Genomic DNA, 13037 nt, shown 5'->3' with positions numbered 1-13037 from the left:
TAATTTGAAGTGCGATAATACTAATGTATGATTTTGCGATTATAGGTGGGGGAATAGTTGGACTCTCGACAGCGTTAGCTTTAGGAAAACGCTATCCCAATGCCCGCATTTTAGTACTAGAAAAAGAGAGTCAATGGGCATTTCACCAAACTGGCAATAATAGCGGGGTAATTCATTCTGGTATTTACTACAAGCCAGGGAGTTTCAAAGCTAAATTTTGTCGTGATGGTTCTCGTTCAATGGTAGAATTCTGCCAAGAGCATGGAATTGACCATGAAGTTTGTGGTAAAGTAATTGTTGCAACTGAAGAACAAGAACTACCACGCTTAGAAAATCTCTACCAACGCGGCTTAGAGAATGGCATAGAAGTCCAGAGAATTAGTCCTGAAGAAGTCAGGGAAATTGAACCTCACGTAAGATGTGTAGGTGGAATTCGGGTATTTTCAACTGGTATTGTTAATTACAAGCAAGTTTGTTTGAAATATGCCCAGCTAATTCAACAGCAGGGTGGAGATTTACACCTGAATACAAAAGTCCTGAAAATCTCTCCAAGTGGTAAAAATCAGGTACTGCAAACAAACAAGGGTAGCTTTGAAACCCGCTTTTTAATTAATTGTACTGGATTGCATAGCGATCGCACCGCCAAACTAGGGCAAGTTGAACCCCAAGCCAAAATTGTGCCATTTCGGGGAGAATACTACGAACTCACCCCAGAAAAACGCTATCTAGTCAAAACACTAATTTATCCAGTACCCAATCCAGATTTCCCCTTCTTGGGTGTCCACTTTACCCGGATGATTGATGGTAGCGTCCATGCAGGCCCAAACGCAGTTCTATCCCTCAAACGCGAAGGCTACAAAAAAACCGACTTTGACGTGCGCGATTTCCTAGAAGTCATCACCTATCCCGGTTTCTGGAAGTTAGCAGCTAAACACGCTGATGAAGGCATCCAAGAAATAATTCGTTCTTTTAGCAAAGCAGCCTTCACCAGAAGTTTACAAAAACTAATTCCCGAAGTGCAAGCAGAAGACTTAGTTCCCACCCATGCAGGAGTTCGCGCTCAAGCCTTAATGAACGATGGCAAGCTTGTAGACGACTTTTTGATTGTTTCCGGTCAAAACTCCATTCATGTTTGCAATGCTCCTTCTCCTGCTGCGACATCCTCTCTAGAAATCGGCAAAGCACTTGTAGCAGAAATTCCCCAACTTTCGCATCTAGAGAGTGTAGTCACTGCATAGATATCACAGTTGTTATTTCCGGGACTGCTGAATTAAGGGATGAATCTTGTATAGTGGGCATCTTTACCTGCCTGAAAATACAAGAAACAGGTAATACCAATTGGAAAAAAGAATGCGACAAATACACCATTTGTAGAGACGCGATTCATCGCGTCTTGACCCAAGGATGTGTTGCAATCATTAATTGAATTGGTATAAGACAATACGCTTGGGTTAAGAAGAATAGTAGGCTGGGTTGAGCAACAGCGAAACCCAACAAAGCCTTGACAATGTTGGGTTTCGTTCCTCAACCCAACCTACACCAGTTTTAGTTTTTAGCCTACAAACTAAAAATATAGCGGTTCCCTTCTAGATGCAACAACACTCTAGGACATACATCTGTGCGTCCAGCTAAACGAAGAATTTAACTCATCAATACAATACAAAGGAATTAACCACAATGAAAATATTAGTAACTGGCACAGAAGGCTATCTAGGTTCGTTATTACCCCCTTTGTTAATCGAACGAGGACATGAAGTTATTGGTCTAGATACCGGCTTCTATAAAGTTGGTTGGCTGTACAACCCTAGTGGAGTCACACCCAAAACCCTTAACAAAGATATCCGCAACATCACCCCTGATGATTTGGAAGGTATTGAAGCCATAGTTCACATGGCAGAACTCTCCAACGACCCCCCAGCCGGACAATTAGCACCCAATATTACCTACGAAATTAATCATGTAGGTTCAGTTCGTCTAGCTAGTCTAGCTAAGGCTATGGGTGTGCGTCGCTTCGTATATATGTCTTCGTGCAGTGTCTACGGTGTTGCTACCGCAGGTGATGTCACAGAAAAATCCGCAGTTAATCCTCAAACAGCCTACGCAGAATGCAAAACTCTTGTAGAAAGAGATGTCGCACCACTCGCTGACGATGACTTTTCTCCCACCTTTATGCGGAATGCAACAGCTTTTGGTGCTTCTCCCAGAATGCGCTTCGATATTGTTTTAAACAACTTAGCAGGGTTGGCATGGACTAGCAAAGAAATCAAAATGATTAGTGATGGCACACCTTGGCGGCCATTAGTCCATGCATTGGATATTTGCAAAGCAATAGTTTGCACCTTAGAAGCACCACGAGACATTGTACATAACCAAATCTTCAACGTGGGAGATACAGCGAATAACTATCGCGTTAAAGAAATCGCAGAAATTATTGCTGATGTTTTTCCAGATTGCAAATTGTCCTTTGGTGACAACGGCGCAGATAACCGCAGCTATCGCGTATCCTTCGAGAAAATCAACACAATCCTACCTGGATTTAAATGTGATTGGAATGCCCGACTTGGTGCCCAGCAGCTATTTGATTTATTCAGTCAAATACACATGGCTGAAGATACTTTCTTGTTTAGAGGATTTACTCGTTTAAAACAGCTAGAGTATCTAATTCGGACAGAGCAAATTGACAAAGATTTCTTCTGGAATAAAAAATACTAAAGCTGCCTAGCTGCAACAGAAAAAGAATCTAAGCTTCCGAATCAAATAGTATTGATTCGGGCTTATTCTATTCCTCAAGTTATTTGCAATCAGCGAGTTAAAATTTATGGCGTTCATCTCAACATTAGTAAACGAGTTAGCCATCTGAAAACTAAAGAGATTGCCGCTGGACTACATCGCTACATTTTGAGAAAAAGCCAAATAAACAAAGTCGAAGATGAATAAATTGCTGACTATCGCAATCCCTACATTCAATCGTGCCCAGATTTTAGATAAACAACTTACTTGGTTAGCTAAATCTATTAAAGGGTTTGAGTCTGACTGTGAAATCTTTATTTCTGATAATTGTTCTACAGATAATACTCAAGAAGTTATTAAAAAGTGGCAGATACTTCTTAGTAATGTCACATTTACATCAAATAGAAATAGTGAAAATATTGGGGTTATGGGTAATATCGCTTGTTGCTTAAAAGCCCCAACTACTAAATATGTTTGGACAATTGGTGATGACGATCCAATTCAAGAGAGAACCCTAGATTATGTGCTAACAACACTAAAAAAACATTCAGATTTAGCACTAATGTTTTTAAACTTCTCTGGTCGTCAAAAACAAACAGGTCAACTTGTTGTCGAACGCTGGTTGAATAGCGATAATGACGAATTAAGAGTTGATGGTAAAACTGTATTTCAAAGTTATCTAAATGAAAATTTTGGCGGTGTACTTTTTATATCAGCAGCAATTTATCGCACAAATCTAGTGCAACGCGCTTTACAAAAATGGCCGTCTGCTACTAATAATTGGGCATCTCAAGCATATTGGACTGCATTTTGTGCTGCTCATGGGAGTGTCATCGTCACTAAAGACACTTATTTAGAATGTACTATGGGCGCTAGTCTTTTGGATCTCGATCCGACATGGAACTTTAAAATGCGATATGCATACATACCTGAAGTTTATATAAAACTACTAAAAGTAGGATATCCTCATAAATTTTGTCAGGAAATGATTTGGCAGAATTTCCATCAAAAAACTGACTTGAAAATCCTATTAGGCGCTTTAAAACGTTGGCCTTTATTGACAATCAAGATATTTCTTCCTTACCTACGTTTGTTAAGTATATCAGCTTGGGCAATTCTTTTTCCACCCAAACAGCTAGAGAGTAATCTGTAACTATTCATATATCAATTTATTAACTACTATTTCTTACCATGCAGAAATTACTAACCATTGCTATACCAACTTATAATCGTGCTGAATTACTGGATAAACAGTTAGCATGGTTAGCTCAAGCTATCAAAGGTTTTGAAGATGATTGTGAAATTTTGGTTTCTGATAATTGTTCAACAGACAATACTCAGGATACGATTAAAAAATGGCAAATAATCCTTAGTAGTATCCCATTTAAATCAAATAAAAATCCTCAAAATTTAGGCGTTGTCAAAAATATTATGTATTGCCTAAATTCTACTACAACAAAATATGTTTGGACGATTGGTGATGATGACCCAATTCAAGATAGAGCCATTGCTTATGTGATTAGCAAACTTAAGCAATATGAAGATTTATCATTATTGTTTCTCAACTTTTCTGGCCGGAACCAAATTACTGGTGAACCAGTTCATCCACCAACAATTGTTGGTAATCGCTGGTTTGATATAGAGAGTGAAGATGGTGATGGTGATGGTAAAGCTATATTTGAGCATTGTTTCTCAAAAAGTGTCGGTGCAGTCATTTTCCTGACTGCGACAATCTACCGCACTGATTTAGTGAAACGCGCTCTACAAAATTGGCAAGATGCTGAGAATAACTGGATATCTTTAGCATATTTAGCCGGGTATTGTGCTTCTAATGGTCGTGTAATTGTCACGAAAGAGACTTATTTGGAATGTGTTGTGGGTGTGAGTTATTGGCAAAAAGAACCAAAATCTGCACTTTTAATGCAATACAAACACATACCCGAAGTAATTTTGAAATTGGAGCAGAGTGGATATTCTAAGCAGTTTTGTCGGCGGATGCTTTTGCAAAACGGTAAAGAAGTTAACTTAAAAGTTTTCTTAGGTGCTTTAAGAAGATGGCCTATGTCTGCTATTCAGACAGTAGTCCCATTTTTGGCTTTAGTCGGTTTATGTGCTTTTGACGTGATGATTTCTAAAGAATTTAGTTTAGCAGAATCAAGTGAAGTACCTGCTCAAGAAATACGGAACTATAAGCCATAAACTACTAAATTACTGATAAATCGACATTGAAATTAGAAAGAGTTTACCAGATGTTTAATCTAATTAAACGCAAATTATCTACACTATCTGCTGACTTGGAATATTATCTAGCTCGTTGGAAGCATAGCAGAAATTTGCCAGCATTGGAAGGGCGCGATGTCTGCGACGGGCTACGCCTACGCAATATCCTCAAAGCTCTCAAAAAAGACGGTGTTTGTGTCACAACACTGGCAGATTTAGGCTTAAACTCTAGCTCCGAACTGCTCAAAGCTGCTTATCAGCAATTGTCTCAGATGGAAAATCCCAACAACGACCATCTAGATGAAAAGTTGCCACAAATTTACACAGTTACAGGTTTACCAGAATTTTATGCCTGGGCAATGGAGAAAAGACTTCTCAATCTCATCGAAAACTATATTGGTCTGCCTATTGCTTTTCACGGTGTACATTTACGTAAAGATTTCCCTAGCAAACATCAGTTTGGCACGCTACTATGGCATAGCGATGCCGAAGACCGTCGCATTATCAAAATCTTTATTTACTTGAATGATGTAGAAGAAAAAACTGGGCCTTTTGAATACATTCCCCGCTCTTTAACTTCCTTGTTTAGTTGGAATTATATTCGGCTTTTCTACAAACTTTGGAAGTCAGGTTATATGGGCATTGACGATGAAGAAGTGAAACCAATCATCCCCAAATCAGCTTGGAAATCCTGCCCAGGCCCAGCAGGTACTGTCATTATTGTAGATACGAAAAATGCTTTGCATCACGGCACAGTCCGCACAGAAGAACGCTCAACACTATTCTTTTGTTATACCGCCAACCCTCCTGAAAGACCAGAACTCTGCACCCAATACTGGGATGATACTTATCCCAGAGCAGAGTTAAGGCAACAAGTAGAAAATAGCCGATAGTCTATTAAAGGTAGTCATGCCATGCTGCTCAAGATTAAACGCAAAATATCTTCACTGGGATCTGAGTTAGTTTACAGATTAGCACTTTGGAAACACGCTGCTAATTTGCCTGTACTGCAAGAAGGCGATCGCAAAATTCTTGATGACCTTAAATGTGATGGTATTCATATTACCACACTTGCTGAATTGGGATTCGATTCAACAGCAGAATTGCTCAAGGCAGCTTATGCTTATTCGTCCCAAATGGAATCTGGCAATCATGACGATTCACATGAAAAAATTCCCCAAGTTTACACAGTTACATATTTACCTGAATTTGCTACTTGGGGAAACGAAAAAAGGCTTTTAAACATCATTGAAAACTACATTGGTCTACCAATCATTTTTCATGGTGTACATCTCCGCAAAGATTTCCCTAATAAAAATCAGTTTGGTACACAACTATGGCATAAAGATGCAGAAGACCGCCGCATGATCAAAATCATTATTTACTTAAATGATGTTGAAGAAAAGCACGGGCCTTTTGAATATATCCCCGCCTCTTTAACCTCTTTATTTAGATTAAACTATTACCGTACTTACTACAAGCTTTGGCAATCTGGTCATTTAGGAATCACCGATGAAGAACTAAATGAAATTATCCCGAAAGAGGCTTGGAAATCTTGTACAGGATCGGCAGGAACAGTGATTATTGTCGATCCCAAAAAAGCCATACATCACGGTACATCACGCACTGAAGATAGGTTAACTTTATTCTCGTGCTATACATCTACTTCTCCCGATCGTCCAGAAGTTTGTACTCAATATCGAGACAATACTTTTCCCCAACCAAAGTTAACTGAACCAGTCAGTAATAGCGCCATCTAGTTCAATTAAAACAAGCTGCTTGTTAATCTAAAAACCCAATTACCCCCCTTAATCCCCCCTTGGAAAGGGGGGAAACTAGAAATAAATATAGTTCCCTCCCCAATACATACGGGGAGGGTTAGGGTGGGGTAAAACCCTGGTTAATCAGCTATTTCAGACTTGTGTGTACACCGTAGCTTGCCTTAAGAAGGGGTGTACTTCATTTACTTGCAAAGTGCTGTAAGTTTTCAAATTTGCCAATTTTTATTGTCGTCAATCTTCCTATTAAGGTTACTCATTCATGCTCTTCACTCAAACTGCACTCAAAGACGCATTCATTATTGATTTAGAAGAAAAGCCAGACCACCGTGGTTTTTTTGCTCGGTCTTTCTGCGCTCAAGAATTTGAAGCACACGGATTAAAGCCAACAGTTGCTCAATGTAACCTGTCTTTTAATTATAAAAAAGGCACTATCCGGGGAATGCACTATCAAATTTTGCCAGCAGCAGAAACAAAATTAATTCGCTGTACGAAAGGTGCAATCTACGACGTAATTATTGATATGCGTCCTGAATCTCCTAGCTTTTTATCACATATTGGTGTAGAGCTAACCCCAGAAAATCGCCGCGCTTTGTATGTTCCAGAAATGTTTGCTCATGGTTATCAAGCGCTCACCGATGAGACAGAAGTTGTATATCAAGTGGGCGAATTTTACACCCCAGGATATGAAAGAGGTTTACGCTATGACGACCCATTCTTTAACATTGATTGGCCTCTAGATGTGACTGAAATCTCCGAGAAAGATTTAAATTGGCCCTTGTTGAGAATGATGACTGTTGGCGGTACAGCTTCCAGATAACATCAACTATTTCTCTGTGCCAGGTGTTTTCCACACAACACACTGGCTCCTCTGTATGAGGTAAGGTAGTTCCAAAAAGTATACCATCTAGCAAGCAACCAGCTAGTAGCTATCATTAATCATAATTCCCATGAAAATGTACTTAATATTGAGCTGTAAAAAATTATTAAGTGCAAAATTATCGAGAATTTGTAACACAACAAACAGTTCCAAAAAGGAGTTTAGTTCATGATTATTATCGATCGCGCCTTACAAGCCCGTGCAGCAGCAGGAAATCCTATCAAGGTGGGAATGATCGGTGCTGGTTTTATGGGTCGAGGAATTGCCAACCAAATTGCCAATTCAGTGCCAGGAATGGAGTTAGTTGCGATCTCTAATCGTCAGATTGGTGCAGCTAAACAAGCTTATTCGGAAGCAGGAATTGAAGATATTCAAGTTGTTGCAACTATTAGCGAATTAGAAGATGCGATCGCTAACGGTAAGTATGCAGTCACAGAAGACGCTAAGTTACTGTGTCAGGCTGAAGGCATCGATGCATTAATCGAAGTCACGGGTGCAGTGGAATTTGGCGCTCATATCGTTATGGAAGCGATCGCCCACCGCAAACATACGATTATGATGAATGCCGAACTCGATGGCACCATTGGCCCCATCCTGAAAGTGTATGCCGACAAAGCAGGTGTGATTCTCAGCGCTTGTGATGGCGACCAGCCAGGGGTACAAATGAACCTTTATCGCTTTGTAAAAAGCATTGGTTTAACTCCCTTATTGTGCGGTAACATTAAAGGACTCCAAGACCCCTATCGCAATCCCACCACCCAAGAAGGATTTGCTAAACGTTGGGGTCAAAAGCCCCACATGGTGACTAGCTTCGCCGACGGAAGCAAAATTTCCTTCGAGCAAGCGATCGTTGCCAATGCCACAGGCATGAAAGTCGCCAAACGGGGAATGTTGGGATATGACTTCAGCGGTCATGTCGATGAAATGACCCAGTTATATGATGTTGAACAACTCAAAGAACTGGGCGGCATCGTCGATTATGTAGTTGGAGCAAAACCAGGCCCAGGCGTATATGTATTTGCCACTCACGACGACCCCAAGCAACGCCACTATCTCAACTTATATAAATTAGGTGAAGGCCCACTTTACAGCTTCTATACTCCTTATCACCTCTGTCATTTTGAAGTTCCCTTGTCCGTAGCGCGTGCTGTTTTATTTGGTGATGCCGTGATGTCTCCACTAGCAGGCCCGTTAGTAGATGTTGTCACCACCGCCAAAATCGACCTGAAAGCAGGAGAAACCTTAGATGGCATCGGCTACTACATGACCTACGGACAATGTGAAAATTCCGATATCGTCCAACAGCAAAATCTTCTACCAATGGGTTTAGCTGAAGGGTGCCGCCTCAAACGAGATATTTCTAAAGATCGAGTCCTCACTTATGAGGATGTAGAATTACCTGAAGGCAGACTTTGCGACCAATTACGAGCTGAGCAAAACGCCTATTTCGCTCCAGAAAAAATCTTAGTAGCAGTTGGATAATATCGGTTTTAAAAACATTTGCCACAAATGAATTAGCTGTAGGGGCGTACAGCTAGCTGTACGCCCCTAATACGTTTCGGATAAGATCCCCCCGCCTGCGGCGACCCCCTTAAAAAAGGGGTAAAGAATCAGAAAAAGCCCGCCTTTTTAAGGAGGGTTGGGGGGATCTCCAAAAACATATTTGTTGCCAGAATTTCATCAAGAGGATAGAAAGCTATACTGCGGGACACTAAAGTTGTTGATAGTAACTTGCTAGGGAGCGTTTCAACAAACCCGATCGAAACTTTAGGTCAAATTTCATGAAAATTGCTCTCGTCCATGATTATTTAACCCAGCGAGGTGGGGCAGAGCGGGTGTTTGAACTGCTTTGTAAGCGCTATCCTGAAGCAGACATTTTCACATCTTTGTACGATCCCCAAAAAACTATCGATCTAGGCGATCGCATAGTTAATACAACCTTCTTACAAAAGATTCCTGGTGCAGCAAAATATTTTAGGTCGATGGCTCCTCTATATTTTCCTGCCTTTCGTGCCTTGGATCTGCAAGACTACGATTTAATTATTAGTAGTAGCACCAGCTTCGCCAAAGCAGTGCGAAAAAACCCCAATGCCCACCACATTTGTTTTTGCCATAACGTCACCCGTTTCTTATGGGATACAGCAACTTATTTAAGAGAGTACGGAGACTATAGATATTTTGCTCCTTTAATCGAACAAATATTTCAAGTAATGAGAAAGGTAGATTTGAAATATGCACAGGAGCCTGACCTTTACATAGCTAATTCCAGCGTTGTTGCCCGCCGAATTGAAAAGATTTATGGCAAAAAGGCAATGATGGTGAACTATCCAATTGATACTAGTAAATTTGTTTTTTCCGATATAAAAGATGAATATTATCTGGCCTCCGCCCGGATGATCGGTTATAAGCGACTTGATATAATAGTCGAAGCTTTTAATTGGTTAGGGTGGCGGCTATTAATATCTGGTGACGGGCCAGAATTAGCACGGTTAAAATCCAAAGCATTACAAAATATTGTGTTCTTGGGACACGTAAGTGATAGAACCCGCAAAGACTTGTTTTCCAAAGCCAAGTCTATTATTGTCGCAGCCTTAGAAGATTACGGATTAGTGCCAGTAGAGGCTAACGCTAGCGGTACACCAGTCATCGCTTATGGAGCAGGTGGAGTATTAGATACTCAAATTCCAGGTGAAACAGGAGTCTTTTTCAAAAGACAAACACCCGAATCTCTACAAATCGCATTACAAGAAGCCAACGGCATTTCTTGGGATTACGATCGCATCCGCAATCATGCTGTAGCAAATTTTTCAGAGAATGCATTCTTTGGCAAGGTTGAGCAAATTATTAACCAAGCTTGTGGCGTGCAGCAATTATTCATTTGATTTCTGAATTTTCCACTATCAGATTACCTATTTATTTGCTCTCTTGTGATTGGCAGTTCGTAAAAAAATAGGTATTTTTCGGAGAATCTCTTAGCGTAAGTCTTGAAGACAAGGATATAAAAGTGGTTCAAAATAGTCTAAATCCTCATCTAGCTCTAGCTTCTGAAAGTGAACCAAGTTACGGGCAAATGTTTGCCGTATTTGTGCGGAGATTTCCTTGGTTCTTAGCAGTATTAATTAGTTCTATTGCTATTGCCAGCATAGTAACTGTAAAAACAAAGCCTACTTATAAAAGTTCTATGCAACTGCTAGTAGAACCTAACTATCAAGGTAAAACGGAAGGTGGTGCGGGAGTAGACAATCAGTTTACTGACTCTAATGTGGTCATAGATACTGCCACCCAGCTTAACTTGATGCAAAGTTCGGGACTCATTCAAAAAGCAGTTGATAAACTTCAGTCTAATTATCCAGATATAACTTCGGCGGAAATTAAAGCTTCTTTGGTCTTAACTCAAATTAGGAGCAAAGAAGATAATGTCGCTACTAAAATCTTTCAAGTTGAATATACCGCTGGAGATCCTGAAAAAACCCAAAAAGTTCTGGATGCAATTCGACAAGTTTATCTGGAATATAACAAACAACAACAGAGTTCGCGTTTACAAAAAGGTCTGCAAATCATCAGGGAACAGTTAAGTAAAGCCAGTGAAGAAGTAAACGCATCTGAGACAAATTTACAAAGGTTTCGCAGAAATCAGAACTTAATCGATCCAGAGTCACAGGCGAAAGCGATTGAAACAGCTTTGAACAATCTTTCCCAAGAAAGACAGACAACTCGCGCTCAGTATGGGGAAGCTTTAGCACGCCAAAAATCTTTAGAAGAACAACTTAACCGTTCTCCCCAAAATGCTCTAGTTGCTTCTCGTTTGAGTCAGTCTACTCGCTATCAAGGCTTACTAAACGAAATCCAAAAAAGCGAATTGGCACTAGCACAAGAACGCTTACGGTTTACAGATCAAACTCCGAGCGTGCAAAAGCTCAAAGAACAGCTTCAAGGCCAAAAGGAATTATTGCAACAAGAGGTAGGAAGAACTTTAGGCGAAAAGTCTGCTGGTGCGTTCACTTCTGGAGATTCTCTTCTCGAAAAAGGGCAGTTGGGTCAAATCGATCTCAGCCTTGCTGGTCAGTTAGTAGAAACGCAGACAACTATAGTTGCTTTAACTGCTCGCGATCAAAGTTTGGCTCAGAAAGAAAACGAGTTGCGTTTGGAAATCAAACGCTTCCCGCCTTTGTTGGCTTATTACAATCGAATGCTACCACAGTTGCAATTTAGTCGTGAAAGATTAGAGCAGCTTTTAAGAGCAGAACAACAATTACGGCAAGAACTTTCCAAGGGTGGATTTAATTGGGAAGTGGTAGAAGATCCTCAAAAAGGTGCAAAATTAGGCCCCAATCTTCAACAGAATTTGCTGTTAGGTGCTGTGGTTGGGTTAATGTTAGGAGGTATTGCTGCCTTTATTCGCGAATCAGCTGATGATGCAGTTCACACCACTGCTGAATTAGAGAAGCAAATGGCTATGCCTTTGTTGGGAACAACTCCCAAGTTACCGCCAGCCAAACCTAGAGAATCAATGATTAAGTTGCCTTTTGGCAAGCCAGAAGTTCTCGCTCCTTGGACGATTCAGGTATTGCAATCTCCACCGCGTTGGGAATCGCTGGATCTGATTTACAAAAACATTGAACTTTTAAATACCGTTACGAACTTAAAATCTTTGATGATTACCTCGGCTTTAGCCGATGAAGGTAAATCAGCTTTGGCGTTGGGTTTGGCAATGAGTGCTGCTCGTTTACACAAAAGAGTACTGCTGATTGATGCCAACTTACGCGATCCCAGTTTGCACCACCAACTGAATCTTCCCAATGAGCAGGGGCTTTCAACTTTATTGGCGAGTGATACAACTCTACCCAACCAAATTAGTCTTCAATACTCAGGTTCCGCCTACATCGATATTTTGACCGCTGGTCCCAAACCTGCCGACCCAGCTAATCTGTTGAGTTCCCCTCGGATGATCCAATTAATGACAGCATTTGAGGAAAACTATGATTTGGTTCTGATAGATGCGCCCCCAGTTCTCGGTTTGGTGGATGCCATGCTTACTGCATCATCTTGTCGTAGTGTGATTATGGTGGCAAGCATTGGTATTGTGACGCGAAGTCAGCTTAATCAAGCGACAGCGATGCTGAGTAAGTTAAATCTGATTGGGGTTGTAGCTAATGGGGTATCTAATAGTAGTAATTACGTACCCAATATCAAACAACAACAATTGGCTCTACGTCAAGCTGTAGAAAAGTAGCTAGTACGGCTAGATGATAAATCCCCGACTTCTTAAAGAAGTCGGGGATTTTGCGTTTTGGATTTTTTTTCGTTTCTAGCTAGAGGCTAGAAATGCTGTTAATTGGGCTGCTGCCGCGAGTAAATGTCAAATTTTTAACGTAGACGCTTCTCTACGAGACGCTACGCGAACGGCTTGCCGCAGGCTACCGCAGAGG

Annotated in this window: 10 protein-coding genes; all 10 read left to right on the top strand. The window is 40.7% G+C overall.

What is annotated here, in order from left to right; genetic code table 11:
• The first annotated feature begins 23 nt into the window (after positions 1 to 23).
• Positions 24 to 1238: an L-2-hydroxyglutarate oxidase gene (gene lhgO, locus NSTCB13_RS34010; RefSeq protein WP_448275449.1), complete on the top strand. Its 1215-nt coding sequence runs from the start codon at positions 24 to 26 to the stop codon at positions 1236 to 1238.
• 439 nt (positions 1239 to 1677) lie between these two features.
• Positions 1678 to 2712 (top strand): NAD-dependent epimerase/dehydratase family protein, encoded by a 1035-nt coding sequence (locus tag NSTCB13_RS34005; RefSeq protein WP_448275447.1) that lies wholly within the window; start codon positions 1678 to 1680, stop codon positions 2710 to 2712.
• A gap of 217 nt (positions 2713 to 2929) precedes the next feature.
• Complete coding sequence (locus tag NSTCB13_RS34000) at positions 2930 to 3883, top strand: glycosyltransferase family 2 protein (protein WP_448275446.1); 954 nt, start codon at positions 2930 to 2932, stop codon at positions 3881 to 3883.
• 38 nt (positions 3884 to 3921) lie between these two features.
• Complete coding sequence (locus NSTCB13_RS33995; protein ID WP_448275444.1) at positions 3922 to 4929, top strand: glycosyltransferase family 2 protein; 1008 nt, start codon at positions 3922 to 3924, stop codon at positions 4927 to 4929.
• 50 nt (positions 4930 to 4979) lie between these two features.
• A complete protein-coding gene (locus NSTCB13_RS33990) occupies positions 4980 to 5843 on the top strand; it encodes a phytanoyl-CoA dioxygenase (protein ID WP_448275442.1) in 864 nt (287 codons plus the stop codon).
• A 21-nt stretch (positions 5844 to 5864) separates the two neighbouring features.
• Entirely contained in the window at positions 5865 to 6710 is an 846-nt protein-coding gene (locus NSTCB13_RS33985; RefSeq protein ID WP_448275440.1) for a phytanoyl-CoA dioxygenase family protein, read from the top strand.
• Between the two features lie 280 nt (positions 6711 to 6990).
• A complete protein-coding gene (gene rfbC / locus NSTCB13_RS33980; protein ID WP_448275439.1) occupies positions 6991 to 7548 on the top strand; it encodes a dTDP-4-dehydrorhamnose 3,5-epimerase in 558 nt (185 codons plus the stop codon).
• A 228-nt stretch (positions 7549 to 7776) separates the two neighbouring features.
• Positions 7777 to 9090 (top strand): NAD(P)H-dependent oxidoreductase, encoded by a 1314-nt coding sequence (locus NSTCB13_RS33975; RefSeq protein WP_448275437.1) that lies wholly within the window; start codon positions 7777 to 7779, stop codon positions 9088 to 9090.
• A gap of 299 nt (positions 9091 to 9389) precedes the next feature.
• Positions 9390 to 10490 (top strand): glycosyltransferase, encoded by a 1101-nt coding sequence (locus tag NSTCB13_RS33970; protein WP_445631947.1) that lies wholly within the window; start codon positions 9390 to 9392, stop codon positions 10488 to 10490.
• A gap of 122 nt (positions 10491 to 10612) precedes the next feature.
• Entirely contained in the window at positions 10613 to 12841 is a 2229-nt protein-coding gene (locus NSTCB13_RS33965; protein WP_445631946.1) for a GumC family protein, read from the top strand.
• The last annotated feature ends 196 nt before the right edge of the window (positions 12842 to 13037 follow it).

This window comes from Nostoc sp. DSM 114160, assembly GCF_053470305.1.
Note: the sequence above shows the minus strand (reverse complement) of the source record. Positions and strands in the feature narration are given on the sequence as shown.